A 17,924-nucleotide genomic window follows, 5' to 3' on the forward strand; every position below is an offset into this window, starting at 1 on the left:
ATGAAAAGGTTATATACATACGCAGCCTTCGCGCTTGCGCTTGCCTTAACATCCTGTAACGATAACTACCTTGATCGTGCACCCGAAGTAGCGCTTCCGGAAAGTGCTGTCTTTGCCAATCCTACACTTGCCGCACAGTTTGCAGATAATGCCTATAATTTTCTTATTGACGACTATGCCAGGCTTAACGTCCATAGAGGCATTTCCGGTCAATTTTCAGATGAAGCTGTCTCTGCAAATAATGATGTGGCGGTTCGTACCATTAACTCTGGCGACTATCAGGCTCACGCCTATAGTGGTGTCACTAATGACATCCTTACTGTCTATGTTGATTCATACAAGGGCATCCGGATAGTAAATCAAGTTCTGGAACATTTAGATCAGATTCCTTTTCCTACTAGCGGCCGGGATCTGAGAAAGGAGTACCGTGGGCAAATGCATTTCCTAAGGGCATTTTATTACTCTGAGCTAGTGAAGCGCTTTGGAGGTGTGATCTTCGAAACAAAAGCTGAGGCCGACCCTAATGCTGATATTAGCAAGCCAAAAAGTACTTTCGATGAATGTGTAGCTTTTATTCTTTCAGACCTTGATATTGCAGATGCAAACCTTCCTCTTGAGTATCAGGATTCTGAGTACGGACGGGCAACCAAAGGGGCTGCTTATGCACTACGCGCACGATTACTGTTATTAGCCGCAAGTCCTTTACATAACCCTGAGAATGACCGGGCTAAATGGTCTGCTGCTGCTGCTGCCGCGCGCCGTTTGATGGTTGATCTGAATAATGAAAGGACTGTTCCTTATACACTCACAGGAACAGACTATAATCAGTTGCTTAATTATGCAAGATCTGACGAGTATATCATGATCAAACCGCGCAATGCGAGAAGCCGTGAGGGAATGTTAGTAGATTTCGTTATGTCGCCCCGCTCAGGGGGAGCTCAAGGCACCTTAAATCCTTCTCAAAACCATGTGGATCTGTATGAGATGCAGGCAACTGGTTTACCTATCTCAAATCCTGCATCAGGATACTCAGCACAAAACCCATATGCTGGCCGCGATCCCAGGTTCTATGCTAATATCTTGTATAATGACCGCCCATGGCAAGGATGGAGGATAGATATGTGGTCTCAGCACCCAACCGAGTCTGACTTTGTAGAAGGTAGCGTAAAGCATACTGTTACCGGCTATTACTGCCGCAAGTTCTGGCCTGAAGCTTACAAGGCTAACGCTACTAACCAGGCTTTTATCAACTATATATTTTTCAGATATGGTGAAGTACTGCTTAATTATGCGGAAGCGCAAAATGAAGCATTGGATGCTCCAGACGCGAGCGTTTACCAGGCTATAAAGCAGATAAGAGATCGTGCAGGAATGCCTGAACTGCCTGCAAGTCTCACTAAAGAGGAGATGAGACAGCGCATACGTAACGAACGGGCAGTTGAGTTGGCCTTCGAAGACATTCGATGGTATGATTTGCTCCGGTGGAGAGCAGCCGATGTAATTACCCAACCTATGCGAGCCGTCAGGGTAACAAGGAACAGTAACGGCAGATTTACTTATACATGTATCACGCTTCCTGAAAGTTACCAGAAAAGGCACGAGAGTTATATGGACTTATATCCCTTCCCACGAAATGAGGTCTATAAAAGTAACGGGAAGTTGATTCAGAATCCGGGATGGTAATCAGGAATTCTTAAACGCAGTACAATGAAATTCAAAGTTATAATCTATATCCTGCTGTGCAGCTTCTTTTACAGCTTCAGCAGCAAAGCTCAGAATGCTGCCAAACCTATCAGTGTGTCAGGTAAGGTAGCAGATGCGGATGGAAAACCATTGGAAGGAGTAAACATTCTTATCCAGGAAAAGAAAACAAACACAGTAACGTCGACCGACGGAAGTTTTGAGATTAGCGCCCTTAATACAGATGTTATCATCCTTAAAAAAACCGGATACATCACCGCAGAGCGTCGTGTGCTGGATGGTAAAGATCTACGTGTTACCCTACAGCAAGCTTTAATAGATGCCGGCGACGATGACAATGTCTTTATCCCTTTTGGGGTTCGCAAAAAAAGATATGTTTCCGCCTCTATAAGCACAGTTGCAGGTTCCGACCTTCCAAAGCTTCCTTTATCGTCGTTACCAAATACTTTGGCTGGAAGATTGCCGGGACTGTATGTGCAGCAGATGGGTTCTCGCCCTGGTATTGATGATGCATCCTTCACTATTCGCGGTCGCTCATCTTATAACAGTAATCAGCCTCCTCTTATCCTGGTTGACGGGATTGAACGGAGTTTTGATAATATGGATGTGAACGAGGTAGAAAGCATCAGCGTATTAAAGGATGCTGCCTCCATTTCCTGGTACGGAATGCGCGGAGCTAATGGTATTATTTATGTAACAACCAAACGTGGTAATCCTTCTGCAACCCGTTTCACATTTGATGCGCAGGGAGGTGTGCAAACGCCGGTATACACATCAAAAACACTTGATTCTTATACCTATGCGTCCTTATATAACCAGGCGCTGGCTAATGATGGAAACGCACCTTTATATACAAGTACGCAACTAGATGCCTATGCCACCGGCTCAGACCCTCTGCGCTATCCAAATAACAATTACAGTAGTATGTTTCTGAAGGATGCGTCCAGTGTGCAGCGATACGTTGCAACAGTAAGCGGAGGGAATGCTTTTGCCAGGTACTACGTATTGCTTAATCACATGAATCAGAATGGTTTGTTTGATAATGCCCGTACAGATAAGTACAAAACAAATGCAAATTACCAGAAGTATAACTTTAGGACCAACCTGGATCTACACATCACTAAAACTCTCGACGCTACGATCGATTTTGGAGGTCGCTCAGAAGTGATAAGATATCCATCTTCAGGTGTTCAAACCTTTATGGAGACTATCAATACCCTTCCTCCAAATGCCTTTCCATTAACCAATGCCGATGGTTCCTACGGTGGATCAGATCTATTCAGGAATACCCCCCTGGCAATGCTCCAAAGCAGTGGTAATATTAACGACCAGTCAAGAACCCTGCTCGCTACTATCAGCGCTAAGCAGAAACTTAACTTCCTGCCTGGCCTGTCGGCTAATATTCTTTACAGCTACGACATTATAGGAACCTACCAGTATGGAATAAGACAAACCTACGAGATCTTTAGTCAGGCCACAGATGGTACATACCAGAGGATTGGTACCGCAGAGAATGGCCCGATAGAATACCGGGATAACACCTTCGGAGGTAATCTCCGTAATAACGAGTTCTGGTTTGGATTTGACTATGACAACACCTTTGGCAAGCACGGCGTTAATTTCTCGACCAGACTTCATCGCACGGTTCAGGCTGCTCCCAATGTACTTGAGACACGTCATGAGGGCATATCCAATCGCTTGTCGTATGTTTACAAATCACGTTATTTTGCTGATTTCGTTGCTGCTTATACCGGATCTGAAAGATACGCTCCAGGCCGGAGGTTTGGTTTCTTTCCTGCAGTCTCAGCTGGCTGGATCGTTTCAGATGAAAGTTTCTTCAAACCTGTTTCTTCTGTACTGAACTACCTCAAGTTTCGCGGCTCATATGGTATTGTGGGAAGCGACGATATGGGTGTCAGGAGAGGAGCTTTCAATGACTTCTATAATCGCACAGGTACTGGCTATAATTTTGGAACAGGCTATAGTAATGCAAATGGTGCCGCCGAGATCAGTTTAAGTAATCCTTTTCTTACCTGGGAAAAGGCTAAGAAATCCAGTATTGGTTTAGATGCGCGTCTTCTTAAACAAACCCTAAATATCTCTTTTGATTACTTTAATGAAGACAGAGAAGACCTGCTGACTAACGACTTATCACCTCGGGTCCTTGGAATTGGTCGCATTCAGGTAAACAAGGGAGAAGCAAATTATAAAGGTTTTGAAACAGCAGCAAGCTATGTCAGAACTGTTAATAAAGTAACGTTTGCATTAAATGGAAACTTTACCAGGGTGAAAAGCAAGATCCTTGCATTGAACGAAGCTCCGGGATTACCTGCTTACCAGAGCGAAATTGGTCGTAATGTAGGGCGTTTAGCACTGTTCAATCGCGAAAATGATGTAGACTATCAGCGTATGTTCCTGGTATCCGACGGACTTTTCCGCACACAGGAAGAGATCGACAACGCACCTTCCCATACTTTTGGTGGAGGCGCAAGAATTGGAGATATCCGGTATAAAGATATGAACGGCGATAACAGGATAGATGCCAACGATATGGTCGCTTCTGATTATGCCGATATGCCCCGTTCTTACTACGGTTTCGGACTCTCCCTTAAGTTCAAAGGATTTGATCTCTCTGCAAATTTCCAGGGCGTTGAAGGACGCACCGTTTCTATAGCTAACATTGTAAATAGCGGCACTAATAATAATGGCTATATCAACCAGTTCTCCGCACAGAGATGGACGGCGGAAACTGCAGAAACTGCTATTTACCCAAGGCTTTCTATCGCTAACAGATCTAATAATACTCAGGCGTCCGACTTCTGGCTTCGCTCGGGTGATTATATGCGCCTGAAAGTAGCAGAGCTTGGTTATAGTTTCCCAGCGGAAAGTATTTTACGAAACAATCGCATCCGTGCGCTAAGATTCTATCTTACCGGATTCAATTTGTTAACCTTTAGCTCTTTGAATAAATTAAACATAGATCCCGAAATGCCTACTTCAGGGTATAATGCCTCTTATCCTTACGTGCGGACATTTTCAGCTGGCCTTAACCTAACTTTCTAAATCCAAGGAATATGAAAACAAGAAATTTAAAACTCGCCATACTACTTTTCCCATTCCTGATAGCAGGCTGTGAGAAATCAGATTTCCTGAACGACGGAAAGGACACAGGTGGCAATGAGGTAACCGAAGAGCAGTTTTGGAATCATCGCGACTGGCCGCGGAATTTCCTGAATAGTGCTTATTCACACCTTCCGGATGAATATAACCTTGATGGAGATGGAGCATTATTGGCTTCAGCATCTGATGAAGCCGTTAACTCGAATCCAAACTCTTCGGTTAATTGGATCAATAACGGCTCTTGGGGACCAGGGCGCACCTTCAACGATGTGTATGCTGATATGTATGAAGGAATTCGTAAAACCAATGTGTTTTTGGAAAATATTGAAAGAGCAAAGGCCATCGTTCCGGTGAAGGAGGAGGCTACCGAGGAACTTAACGAGAACAGTTACGGCCGTACTATTGAGCGACTCAAAGGACAAGCTTATTTTTTAAGAGCATTCTATCACTTTGAACTCTTGAAACGCTACGGTGGAGTCCCTGTACTCAACCGTTCTTTTGAGGCCTCCGAGGATCCTAATGTTCCTAAAAACGAGTATGATGAAGTGGTACGACAGATCGTAATGGATTGCGATTCGGCAGCTACACGTCTTCCTTTGTGGCACGGTACCTGGGATGCTGCTTTCCGCGGCCGGGCAACCAAAGCTGCTGCTCAGGCCCTTAAGTCCCGAACACTATTATATGCTGCAAGTCCTCTAAACAATGAGAATAATTCCCAGGAAAAGTGGCAGGCTGCTGCGCAGGCTACTCGCGACTTTATCCTTGATGCGGCAGGAGCAAATTCGCACAGGATCCATAGCAACTATAGCCAGGTCTTCACCCAGGTCTACAATCCGGAATATATCTTTGGTACCAGGGTCGACAACCGTAACGACATCGAAGCTAATAATGCACCCGTAAGCTACAACGGAGGAAAAGGCCGTACCAACCCCACTCAGGAAATGGTAGATGCATTCGAGGTGAAAGTTGGCAATAACAGCTACGCAATTTCAGACCCTGCTTCAGGATATACAGATCAAAACCTCACCTTGAACCGCGATCCCCGACTAGCTCTGAGTGTTATTATTAATGGGTCTAGCTGGAAAGGAACACCTTTGGTAGAAACCTTTGTTGGCGGGAAGGATGGTTTGAATGGTGGGGTGAATTACACAAGGTCTGGCTACTACCTGCGTAAGTTTATGCAATCGGCAGTGAATTATAATGTCACTCCAGCAAGTAATGCCCGTCGCCCATGGATCTTGTTTCGCTACGCCGAAATTCTCTTAAATTATGCTGAAGCTGTAAACGAATTGGCAGGACCAGATGCTTTACCAACAGCTTCCGATGCGAAAGCTTTTCCGCTTACGGCCCGTGCGGCAATTAATCAGGTGCGGGCACGTACAGGGATTGCGATGCCTCCCATACCAATAGGTCTGTCGAAGGATGCAATGCGTGAACGGATAAAGAATGAACGCCGGGTGGAGCTTTGTTTTGAAGGACACAGGTTTTATGATGTTCGTAGGTGGAAGGAGGGCGAAAAGTACCTGAATAAGCCAGTTACAGGTATGCGCATTACTAAGAACGCTAACAATACCTTCAATTATCAACGTTTCCCAATTGAAACACGTGTCTTTGAAGAAAAGAATTATCGCTTCCCATTCTCCCTGACAGACATTAACAGGCAGCCCGCCTTAATTCAAAATAAAGGCTATTAATACTATAAGCACATTCAATAAACAACACACTTATATCGCTGAAATACTCTTATTATGAAAATTAAAAGTTTTTTTTTATTGCTGCTTGCATTTACACTTACCGGGCACCTTGCACTTGCTCAGGGTTCGCTTATTCAGAATATTAAAGCCAGACAGATCCAGAGCCTTAATGGCCGCTGGAACTATATAGTCGATCCGTACGAAAATGGCTTCTATGATTACAGGAGAGAGGCATTTGATCAGACATCATCTGGCAAGGGTGGTTTCTACGACGACAAAAAGCCGAAAGATAAATCAGAACTTGTAGAATACGATTTTGATTTTTCACCGACCCTGAATGTTCCGGGCGACTGGAATTCCCAGGTGGAGAAACTGGAAATGTACGAGGGCACAGTTTGGTATCGTCGAAAATTTTCAGCTTCACCTAAAAAAGATAAAAAGTATTTCATTTATTTTGGTGCTGTAAACTACGAAGCCCATGTTTACCTTAACGGCAAAAAGCTGGGTATTCATAAAGGGGGATTTACACCCTTTCAGTTTGAAGTTACCAAACTTCTGCAAGAAGGAAATAATTCGCTTGTTGTGAAGGCTGACAATACCCGCAGGCAGGATGAAATTCCGACGATAAATACCGACTGGTGGAATTACGGAGGAATAACACGTGATGTTTTCCTTGCAGAGTTGCCTCAAACTTATATTGCTGATTATAAAGTCCAGCTGGCAATGCAGAACGAAGATATTATAGAAGCATCAGTGATACTGGCAGGTGCTGCAAAGTCACAATCCGTTAGCATTAAAATCCCTGAGCTTGGCATAAACACCTCAGCTAAAACAGACACTGCAGGGAAGATTTCTCTCAGCATTCCTGTGAAAAAAATAAGTTATTGGTCTCCCGAGAACCCTAAACTATATAACATTACTATCTCGTCGGGCTCTGAGAATTTGAAAGACCGGGTTGGCTTCAGAACTATTGAAACACGGGGAAAAGACATCCTGTTAAACGGAAAATCAATCTTTCTTCGGGGCATTTCCATTCACGATGAGAATCCTCTTTTGTCGGGTCGTCTGCGTTCTGAGGGTGATATGCGTATGATGCTGCAATGGGCAAAAGAATTGAACTGCAATTACGTTCGTTTAGCTCATTATCCTCACAGTGAAGACATGGTACGTTTGGCAGATGAAATGGGACTGCTTGTTTGGGCTGAGGTTCCGGTTTATTGGACTATCTCATGGAAGAATTCCGATACTTACGCTAATGCTGAAAAGCAGATGGGCGACCTGATCCACCGGGATAAGAATCGCGCCAGCGTTATTGTCTGGTCTATAGGAAACGAAACACCATTGAGCGAACCACGCCACCAATTTATGGGTAACCTGGCAGCTTTTGCCCGTTCTCAGGATAATACACGTTTGGTAGCAGCTGCCCTTGAAGTGCACCGTAATGGTACAGAGGTAATTGTAAACGATGTACTGGGCGAGAAGCTTGATTTGGTAAGCTTCAATGAGTACGCTGGCTGGTACTGGGGAGGCACACCAAAAGAGATCACTAAATATCACTTCAATATTAAGTACAACAAGCCTGTGGTGATCACGGAATTTGGAGGAGATGCGCTTGCTGGTTTTCACGCGGATGAAGACACACGTTGGTCTGAAGAATATCAGGAAGCCTTATACAAAAATCAAATCACAATGCTTAAAACCATTGATGGTTTGCGAGGAATGACACCATGGATCCTTACAGATTTCAAATCTCCGAGAAGACAACACCCTGTCTATCAAAATTTCTGGAATCGCAAAGGACTTCTTTCCGAAACCGGCGAGAAGAAGAAGGCATTCTTCGTCTTACAGTCTTTCTATACTCAAATGGCAGAAAAATATAGTAGTCAGAGTAGAAGTTTAAGCGCAGTTAAATAAGCCTTAATCAATGAGGACAATCTTAACAGCAGCTGTTCTAGCCCTGTTACTACAGGCTTCAGCACAAGATAGCACTGATTTTAAGCTTAAGGTAGCTGCAAGAAAGGGCATTAACCATGCTGATGGCAGTAATGATTTTACGGCTTACAAACAGTACTCCACACGAAGTTTAAGCACGCTTAATGGCTACAACTTCAAACCACAGCGTCTTAGTAAGTACGGAGGGTGGCTGGATCATAGAACAAAAGCAACCGGATTCTTTCAGGTGAAAAAGATCGATGGCCGTTGGTGGGCTATCGATCCTGAAGGGTATTATTATTTACACAATGCCCTAAATGCGGTGAATATGGGAAAATCAGAGAGGAATCAGAAGGCCTTGAAAGATAATTTCGGTACGCCTGGAAACTGGATGAAAGAGACACTTCGGCTTCTGCTAAGCAACGGGTTTAACGGGGCTGGTGCATGGTCAAATGTCGAGGCCATAAGAAAATCAGCCATCCAAAGCAAAAAGCCTTTGGCGTACACCATTAACCTCGATTTCATGAGTGCTTACGGTGATAAAAGAGGAGGAACATTTCAAGTGCCAGGCCATAAAGGCTACCCTAATAACGTGATCTTTTTATTCGATCCCGCATTTGAGGATTTTTGCAATGAATATGCAAAACGCCTTATTCAGAACAAAGACGACAAAAATCTTTTCGGATATTTTTCGGATAACGAACTGCCTTTAAGCCTGAAAAACCTTGAGGGATATCTTACTTTGAAAGATCAGACTGATCCTGGATACCTTGCCGCTAGCACTTGGCTCGAAAAAAAGGGAATCCGTAAAGAGCAGATCAATGACGAGGTTCGATCAGAATTTCTGGAATATGCCGCCGACCGTTATTTCTCTATAGTTTCAAAGGCTATCCGCAAATACGACCCCAATCACCTTTACCTCGGATGTCGTTTCTATGGTGGGCAACGCAATATTGCAGGACTGCAACGAGCGGTTGGAAGATATGCTGATGCGGTTTCTGTCAATTACTATAATCACTGGACGCCCAATATTTCCGAGATGAAGAAATGGGAAGAGTGGTCAGGGAAACCTTGCATTATCACCGAGTGGTATGTCAAAGGGGAGGACTCTGGTTTAGGGAACACTGCAGGAGCTGGTTGGATTGTAAAAACTCAGGAAGACCGCGGACTCTTCTATCAAAACTTTGTCCTCGGCCTGATTGAATCGAAAAGTTGCATTGGCTGGCACTGGTTTAAATACCTTGACAATGATCCCACTCAAAAGAACGCTGAGCCCTCCAATACCAACGCGAACAAGGGAATTGTGAATAATGATTATCAGGAATACACACCCTTGATTCAGAAATCGAAAGAACTGAACACACAAATGTACCCATTGACCGAATGGTTTGATAAGCATAATTAGAATGAAATTGAGTATTTACCAAAGAAGGCTGCTTATATATCTGGTAGCACTAGGCTTCTCCTGCTTTCCTGCATTTGGACAGAAAAAAACGATTAACCAACGGGTAGATTCCCTTTTAAAATTAATGACCATCGAAGAAAAGGTGGGTCAGTTGAATCAGTACTCTGGCAGGGAGGTAACAGGCCCTGTCACTAGCAGGCAAACTTACCTATTAAACGATATTAAGGCCGGCAGGGTAGGATCCATGCTCAATGTGCACGGAGTGAAGGATACCCGGGAGATCCAGGCCGTTGCCCTGCAATCGCGACTAAAGATTCCTTTGCTATTCAGCATGGATGTGATCCACGGCTATAAAACTGTCTTTCCAATTCCTTTGGCTGAGGCAGCGTCATGGGACCTGGAAGCGATTCGCACTTCGGCCCATATTGCGGCAAAAGAAGCCGCTGCGGTAGGCTTACATTGGACGTTCGCACCGATGGTCGACGTTGGCCGCGATGCAAGGTGGGGCAGATTGATGGAAGGAGCTGGCGAAGACACCTATCTCGGTAGCCTCATAGCACGTGCCCGTGTGCTTGGCTTCCAGGGTGAAAAACTAGGCGGAACAGATGCAGTAATGGCTTGTGCAAAACACTTTGCGGGCTACGGTGCGGCAATTGCCGGTCGCGACTATAATGCTGTTGACATGAGTAATCAATTACTTTGGGAGGCATATCTTCCGCCTTTTAAAGCAGCAGCAGATGCTGGTGTAGCCACTTTTATGAACTCTTTCAATACATTGAATGGAATTCCGGCAACAGGTAATTCTTATCTTCAACGTGATATTCTCAAAGGAAAGTGGGGGTATAAGGGTTTTGTAGTGAGCGATTGGGGTTCTATCGGCGAGATGGTACCCTGGGGGTACGCAAAGGATGAGAAAGATGCTGCCTTTAAAGCCATCATTGCCGGGAGTGATATGGATATGGAAGCAGAGGCCTACAAGAAGAATCTTGCAACTCTTGTGAAAGAAAAGAAGGTAGATATTAAACTAATTGATGATGCCGTAAGGAGGATCCTTTACAAGAAGTTCGAGCTGGGCCTATTCGATGATCCCTATCGTTTTTCAAACGCTGGCAGAGAGCAGAAGGTTTTGAATGACCCCCAACATAAATTGGTTGCAAGGGATGTTGCTCAAAAATCAATTGTGCTCCTGAAGAATGAAAAACAAGTATTGCCTCTTTCCGGAGCTGTAAAAACAATCGCCCTTATTGGCCCACTCGGAAAATCAAAAAGAGACCTTGAAGGCAGTTGGATCCCTCTTTCAGACACCAGTCTGGTAACCTCGGTTTACGAAGGACTTCGGAGTAAGATCAATCCATCCTCACAGATCATCCATGCCAAAGGCTGCGATATTACAGATAATGGCCAAGCCGGTTTTGCAGAGGCGATAGCGGCCGCAAAGCAAGCTGATGTAGTGGTAATGGCATTAGGAGAAAGCTATGATATGAGTGGAGAAGCAAAATCGCGCACTGATATACATCTTCCCGGAAAACAAGAGGAGCTTTTCGAAGCCGTTCAGGCCACGGGTAAACCAGTAGTTGTGGTATTAATGGCGGGCCGACCGTTGATCTTTCCAAAGATCACAGAAAAGGCATCGGCCATCGTGTACGCCTGGTGGCTGGGAGCAGAGGCGGGTAACGCTTTGGCTAATGTACTCACAGGAGAATACAATCCTGCCGGAAAACTGCCCATTTCCTTTCCCCGTTCGGTGGGACAAATACCAATCAGTTACAGTATGTATAATACTGGGCGGCCGGTAAAAAATCCTAAAGATATTAAATACAAATCGGCTTATATTGATTCTCCCAATAGTCCTCAGTACGGTTTTGGTTTTGGATTAAGCTATACTACGTTCTCTTATTCCAATCCAAAGATCAGCAAAACTACTATTAGGTCAACAGAGTCGGCAGAATTAAGCTTTACCATATCCAACACTGGAAATGTAGCTGGAGAAGAGGTGGCGCAACTATACATTCAGGACGAAATAGCTTCCGTAGCCCGCCCTCTGAAAGAACTGAAGGATTTCATCAAGGTAGCGTTAAAGCCCGGAGAATCAAAAGAGATCCACTTTAATATCAACAGAGAAAAGCTGGCCTTTTATAATAGCATTTTACAATGGACTGCCGAACCCGGAAACTTTAAGTTGATGGTTGGTGCCTCTTCTGACGATATAAAGTTTATCCAAAAGCTAGAGCTTAAATAGCCTCATAAATCATATTTCCAGGGGGTGGAACTAAACCTTCATCCCCTGGAAATATGAAGCTTTAGCTCCGGAATATTGATTTATCTTATCCAGCAGGAACCAAAGATCAAATGGTTTCTCTATGAACATATCCCAACCATAGTTACCCAATGAATTCAGGACCCTCGGATAAGCTGAAAGCATAATAACCGGGATTTCACTTGTTAACGGATTTTGTTTTACCTGGTGGCATAACTCCCCCCCGTTTATTGTAGGCAAAATGTAATCCACCACTACAAGGCTGGGCTGAAATTCCTGAACATCCGAAATCACGTCCCTGGTGCCCTCTATTGCTTTTACCTCCCAATTATCATCTCTTAACGTTTCCAGTAAGATCTCACGGAGATCTTTGTCATCCTCAATCAGGAGAAGGCGGTTATTGTTTTTCATATTGCTAGATTCTATTGCAAAGGTGAACAAATTGAAAACCATATTAAAGACGTGAAATACCCGTTTTAAAAGGTGTTTTTACCCGAATTGATAATAGTTTAAATCCTCTGAAATTAGTTGGTTTTTTCAGCGTTAGAGTTTCTACTTATACGATATGTATAGGACTTCAGTAGAAAGTACCGTAAGTTTTTTTAATACCCCCCCCCACACACACAAAAAAGATGAATTACTATTTTCTAATCTATTCCAGCATACCAAGCCGTGCCTTGGATGTTAAAGAGACCAATAAACTATTGGACAGCAGTGTAAAAACGAATAAGCGACACAATGTAACAGGAACTTTGTTGATGTTGGATGAAATGTATGTTCAGCTGATTGAAGGATCTAAAGGCGCGATTGATCAATTATATATGAATATTAGATTGGACAGACGTCATATGTTTGTTCAGAAATTGAAGGATGGCTATGTTGAAGAGCGGTATTTTCAAGATTGGGCAATGGGATATGATCAGCTTGATTTGAACATTGAGCAAGCAAAGAATACGGTGAATTTGGACGGTGAAAGGAGTCAGCGACTAATGCAGATTCTCCTTGGGTAGTAATTCCGTTAGATTAAAATGCCTTGCTCTTGCCCATTTGTTTTTTTCAAGATTCGCTTACCAAATTCTTTTTCCCTTGTTTAAGGGGTATCTAGTTTCTTAAAATGAACGATAAAACTCACTTTCATTCGCAAACCCGGTCAAGCCGCGAGCTCGAAAGCTTACTGCATCTGATAGATGCGGTTTCAGGGGTCGGAATTTATGAGGTGGATCTTCATACTAATACAATTTATTTCTCTGAAGGTATGTATAAGATTTTCGGGGAGGACTATAATTCTTTTGTTCCAAGCCTCGATTGGATAGATGGGCGTTCTAACCCTGATGATGCCATGATAATAAGGAGGATACTGGAAAGAGCAGCGATTGATAAGGATCCTTATTTTTACACCCGCAGGATAAAGCGAAAAGATGGATCCTGGAGAACCGTTGAATCACACGGGAAGGTAATCTCCGACAAAGGAGGCAATGCAATTAAATTTTTTGGGGTAGTTAAGGATATTACGGAGAAGGAAAAAGGTATTGATGATACTTTAGAACGTAAGGAAGCTGAAGCTGCGAATGCAAAGAATCTCGCTATTCTCGAGCAGTCAGAGCAGGTTGCCTCAATTGGTAGCTGGGAATACGACCTGAGCAGTAGAACAACCCTATGGTCAAAAGGCATGTATGTTCTTTTTGGGATCACTCCCGGAACCGAGGTTTCACCCCAACTATATCTTGATTTTGTAACAGAAAAGGATAAGCTCAAAGCCGAGAACCTGATTGACAAAATAACGAACAAATTTGTTCCCATCGATGAGCATATTGTAATTCAAACTGCTGAGCGAAAGAAATGCCTTCATATCAAAGCGGTGCCTTACAGCAATGAGTTTGGCGAAAAGATAAAAATGCTAGGAGTTGATATTGACATCTCAGAACGGAAAGAAGCAGAAGCAAAGCTGCGGCAGGCCGAAGAAGAAAAGCAAAACGCGATCCTAAATGCGGTAATGGAAACCCAGGAAGAGGAAAGGAGGCGTATAGCAGAAACCTTACACAATGAGTTTGGTCAGCTATTAACGGCAACAAAGTTTCAAATCAGGGGAAAAGCCAGGGAAGCCGAAAAATTACTTGATAGCGCGATTCAGTTAGTTCGTTCTATCTCCCACGAGCTTATGCCACCAATTTTGCAGGACTATGGCTTGGAGATAGCATTAAAAGACCTTTTTGATTCTAAGTTACCCGAATCGAACATTAAATATTATGTGCATATCACCGGTCTCAAGAAGAGAATTAACCAAATGACAGAGATCGCTGTATTCCGGATCATACAGGAGATTGTCAATAATATTGTTAAACACAGCAAAGCAACGCGGGTTGATGCAATGATAGAACGCCGGCAAGAAGATATATTTTTTAGGATATCAGACAATGGTATTGGAGTAAAGGAAACCGATCTCATCACGAAACGGAAAAGCTTTGGTTTAAATTATATATACAACCGCGTTCATCTTTTAAAGGGAGAAATAATTTTCGATTCAAAGCCAGGTAAGGGGTGCAGCCTAATTGTAACGATTCCCTATAAAGAGATTTAGAAGACCAAACCTTACTATTTTTCGCTGCTGCTACTAGCTACAGCTTTTAGTATTTCTGAAGAAAGCGGCTTCGAATAAAAACCTTTTACTGCCGAATAGAACTGAGACTTTGCCTTATCATTTGGATCAATAGAAGAAGTAACTATAAAAACTTTAATATCCTTGTTGATCAGTGCTCTCAGGTTTTCAAACATCTCAAGAAATTCCCATCCACTTACACCGGGCATATTTAAATCAAGTAAAATAATATCGGGCAGTTGACCAGTAGTATAATAAGCATCAACCAGGTCAATTAAAGCGGCCTTAGGATCAATATAACTACGGTAATCCTCCAACACTTTGTGATGTTTTATCAGCGCTTCTGCTAAGTAGTGATGGGTTGGATCGTCATCAATAAGTATAACCTGGTGCATATTTTCTAAGTGTAAATCCAATTTTATTGTTTAAGCGTCTTTTTAAAGCTTGAAATACAATAAACCAGGAGAGGTTTTAATTAATCAGTGGTTCTTGTACGGTATTAATTTCAAAAAGGTTTATAATTCTATTAGATATTACACTCAAATGTTAAGCTACCCTATGGATAGCTATAGGACAAGGTTAGGTGCTATATATACATGAAGGTATAGCGTAAAAATAAAAATGGCGAGAATAGGGTTCCGCTATAGTTAACCAGGAAAGGAAAGAGGTTGCCCGATGCCTATCTGAGCTTAAACTCATTTTTGTAATAGTACTTAATCTGCTTTTGTAAATACAAAATACTTCTTGGTGAGGAAGTTGAATACAGCTGTCAAACCCACAGCAAGAAACTTACTTGCTTTTATGTTTACCATTATTTGTTCTACAAAGAACCATAAAAGAAATTGGTTGAGCAGGGCACCCATTAGTGTGAAAACTGAAAAAAGAATAAAAGTATAGTTCTGACTATACCGGGATGAAACGAATACATGCTTGCGGGTAAGGTAGTAATTAGCAATGATGGCAACGCCCATAGCTGGATAGTTTGCTGTGGTATAGGGCACTCCCAGAACATCAACTAATAGGGAGAAAATACAGAATTCAATAAGAAAAGAGAAAACACCCACTATTAAAAAGCGTGTGATTTCATGTCTTGATAATTCTTTTAGACTTAAAATGCTCGTTTTATTCATAGCACGTTTTGTTCTTTTTTTGATATTTATAGAATATAAAGAGTATTCCCGGCATTTGCTCCGGGAATACTTTGGCAAATTCTAGTATTGAAAGGATTGCTTCAGGAACCAGTGTAAGGCCGGCATATCTACGTAGATCAGTAACATCACAAGGATGGTTACAAACGCAACGTACAGCATGAATTTTCTTTCCTTGTGCAGCTTCTCAGGGCCTTGGACCACCGAATTACGGTTTAGACCTAATTTAAGGTACCAGGCAAAGAGCAAGGCAATAAATGGAAAGCTTATCAGCAATTCAATACGGTGTTTAATTAGGAATACTCCCAGGAAGAAGGCAGCGGTAAGTGCATAAAAGAACATCGAAATAAGCAAGCTATTCTCAGTATAATACTTAAACGACTTCCGGTACAAACCTGCCTGTTCCGGGTCATTGATGAAGCGATACTCAGCGAAACGTTTAGTCGCCATCAAAAATGCTCCTCCCATCCAATAAGCAAGAATAATACTGCTAGGAGGGATAACAAGCCATGCCGGATCTGAAAATTGTTGAGGAAGTAAAGTGGCAGGAATAAAAATGAACCAACCAAGGGCTAGTCGTATCGGATTGTTTACCGATTCTGAAAGTACGTCGAGGTAAACTCTTTCCTTAGTTCTGAAGGGTCTCACGTTATACATAATTCCCATAAACAAAAGGAATGCTTCCAGAAGCAAGAAAGGAATGTTGATAAAATAAGAAAGTGTTAAACCTGCACCCGCCAGTAAAAGCCATTGTGCCATTACATACACAGGATTAAGTACTGTTTGTACAGCTGTCCTGTTTTTCTTAATTGGATGATGACGGTCAAATTCTGCGTCGAGATATTCGTTGATCACGTAGTTGGCAGAGGCAATCAAACAAGTACAGGCAATTCCTGTAATTGCTTTAAGTAGAAATGCCCCATCTATTGGTGTATTGTAAACCATGTAGGCAAACAACATGCCTGGCAGCATGAAGATGTTTTTAAACCAATGATCGGGACGTGCAATGGTAACGTATTCTTTAAACCCTGCAGGTCGGGTAGGGGATTCAATTCCAGGATGCGGAACAGCTAGAGGAGTTGTTTTCATTTTTCTTAGTTAGGTAGTTAATAGTAGATTCTGATTCTTTGGGGTGCGCGCATTTGGTGGCTCCCGGCTTGTAGGTGCTGGTCTGTGTATTTTCATAGGTGGTATTATTATCTTCGATGTTCGAAGAATGTTTTATTGTACTTCTGCGGAAGCGGGAGAAATTTCAGCAATCAGGTTTGTGTAAAAATCAAACGTGTTGAAAGGTTTTTTGTCGATAATGAGATAGGGCATTCCGGCGTTCATTGCACACTGGCCATCCAGTTCCTCCCGGTCGCCGATAAAAAGACAGCTGCTTGGCGGCAGTCCAAATTTATTGGCGATATAGAGCAAGGCCTTAGGATCGGGCTTTAAACGACTTATAAAAGGGTCTGTCGAGCTAATAATGAGATCAGCTTCCAGGTCCATTGCTTTAAGTTTATCTTCTGCTTTGTAATCAGAGTAAATTGCAACTTTCAAGCCCATTCCTTTCAATATACCGAACAGTTCTTTTATGCCAGGAAAAACACATCCTGGAAGGTATTGATTGGGTACATTAAACATCCACCGATCTACCAATTGCTTTATTTGCTCTGGCTTAAGATTTACCTTATCCGAACACCAGGTGTATTGCTCATTCTCCAGGTCTTCACAGGAATATCCAGGCCTTTTCTCCCTTTCAATGCGAAAATGGTATAAAGCCTGAAGTTCTTTGAATCGCCATGGACGCAATGAATAGTACTTCAATAAAATGAAAAGCATTTTTTTTCTTAATCTCGACTGTTCGTATAGTGTTCCGTCTACATCAAATATTACAGCCTTGATGTCTTCAATGTTGAGCCGCTTGTTCGCTTCCATTGTAATTAAATATTGAAAATACTACAACTTGTTCCGGTGAGTGTTTTGCTTTTTATTTGTACTATTTAATTATTGCGAAATTTATAAAAAATACTCTATAAAAAGGCCTTTTTTTATGAAATTTTATTTTTTAAAGTCTTTACCTTCG

13 protein-coding genes are annotated in these 17,924 nt (G+C 42.6%); 8 read left to right on the top strand and 5 right to left on the bottom strand.

Annotated features, from left to right (window positions below):
- The 6 genes from J4N25_RS00300 to J4N25_RS00325 are packed head-to-tail and all read left to right on the top strand — an operon-like array spanning position 1 to position 12,091.
- A complete protein-coding gene (locus J4N25_RS00300; protein ID WP_207420118.1) occupies positions 1-1,683 on the top strand; it encodes a RagB/SusD family nutrient uptake outer membrane protein in 1,683 nt (560 codons plus the stop codon).
- Between the two features lie 24 nt (positions 1,684-1,707).
- The gene (locus J4N25_RS00305) at positions 1,708-4,764 is read left to right on the top strand and encodes a SusC/RagA family TonB-linked outer membrane protein (protein WP_207420119.1); all 3,057 of its coding nucleotides are present in this window, start codon (positions 1,708-1,710) and stop codon (positions 4,762-4,764) included.
- An 11-nt stretch (positions 4,765-4,775) separates the two neighbouring features.
- The gene (locus tag J4N25_RS00310; protein ID WP_207420120.1) at positions 4,776-6,515 is read left to right on the top strand and encodes a RagB/SusD family nutrient uptake outer membrane protein; all 1,740 of its coding nucleotides are present in this window, start codon (positions 4,776-4,778) and stop codon (positions 6,513-6,515) included.
- Positions 6,516-6,569: 54 nt separating this feature from the next.
- Entirely contained in the window at positions 6,570-8,429 is a 1,860-nt protein-coding gene (locus J4N25_RS00315; protein ID WP_207420121.1) for a glycoside hydrolase family 2 protein, read from the top strand.
- A gap of 10 nt (positions 8,430-8,439) precedes the next feature.
- Positions 8,440-9,852, top strand: a complete 1,413-nt coding sequence (locus tag J4N25_RS00320) for a hypothetical protein (protein WP_207420122.1) — start codon at positions 8,440-8,442, stop codon at positions 9,850-9,852.
- Between the two features lies 1 nt (position 9,853).
- On the top strand, positions 9,854-12,091 hold the full coding sequence (locus tag J4N25_RS00325) for a glycoside hydrolase family 3 N-terminal domain-containing protein (RefSeq protein ID WP_207420123.1): 2,238 nt from the start codon (positions 9,854-9,856) through the stop codon (positions 12,089-12,091).
- Positions 12,092-12,121: 30 nt separating this feature from the next.
- Here J4N25_RS00325 and J4N25_RS00330 read toward each other — a convergent pair whose 3' ends face one another.
- The gene (locus J4N25_RS00330) at positions 12,122-12,520 is read right to left on the bottom strand and encodes a response regulator (RefSeq protein ID WP_207420124.1); all 399 of its coding nucleotides are present in this window, start codon (positions 12,518-12,520) and stop codon (positions 12,122-12,124) included.
- Positions 12,521-12,741: 221 nt separating this feature from the next.
- On the opposite strand from J4N25_RS00330, the gene J4N25_RS00335 reads away from it, so the two are divergent.
- Positions 12,742-13,119, top strand: coding sequence for a BLUF domain-containing protein (locus J4N25_RS00335; RefSeq protein ID WP_207420125.1), 378 nt, complete (start codon positions 12,742-12,744; stop codon positions 13,117-13,119).
- A gap of 104 nt (positions 13,120-13,223) precedes the next feature.
- Positions 13,224-14,687, top strand: coding sequence for a PAS domain-containing sensor histidine kinase (locus J4N25_RS00340; RefSeq protein ID WP_207420126.1), 1,464 nt, complete (start codon positions 13,224-13,226; stop codon positions 14,685-14,687).
- A gap of 14 nt (positions 14,688-14,701) precedes the next feature.
- On the opposite strand, the gene J4N25_RS00345 is transcribed toward J4N25_RS00340, so the two are convergent.
- From J4N25_RS00345 to J4N25_RS00360, 4 genes are all read right to left on the bottom strand, one after another.
- Positions 14,702-15,121 carry a response regulator gene (locus J4N25_RS00345; protein ID WP_207420127.1) on the bottom strand — a complete coding sequence of 140 codons (420 nt, stop codon included), beginning with the start codon at positions 15,119-15,121 and terminating at the stop codon, positions 14,702-14,704.
- Positions 15,122-15,418: 297 nt separating this feature from the next.
- Positions 15,419-15,835 carry a GtrA family protein gene (locus J4N25_RS00350; protein ID WP_207420128.1) on the bottom strand — a complete coding sequence of 139 codons (417 nt, stop codon included), beginning with the start codon at positions 15,833-15,835 and terminating at the stop codon, positions 15,419-15,421.
- A gap of 81 nt (positions 15,836-15,916) precedes the next feature.
- Positions 15,917-16,942 carry a UbiA family prenyltransferase gene (locus tag J4N25_RS00355; RefSeq protein WP_207420129.1) on the bottom strand — a complete coding sequence of 342 codons (1,026 nt, stop codon included), beginning with the start codon at positions 16,940-16,942 and terminating at the stop codon, positions 15,917-15,919.
- 132 nt (positions 16,943-17,074) lie between these two features.
- Positions 17,075-17,776 carry an HAD family hydrolase gene (locus J4N25_RS00360; protein ID WP_207420130.1) on the bottom strand — a complete coding sequence of 234 codons (702 nt, stop codon included), beginning with the start codon at positions 17,774-17,776 and terminating at the stop codon, positions 17,075-17,077.
- Positions 17,777-17,924 lie beyond the last annotated feature (148 nt).

The sequence above is a fragment of the Desertivirga brevis genome (genome assembly GCF_017355835.1).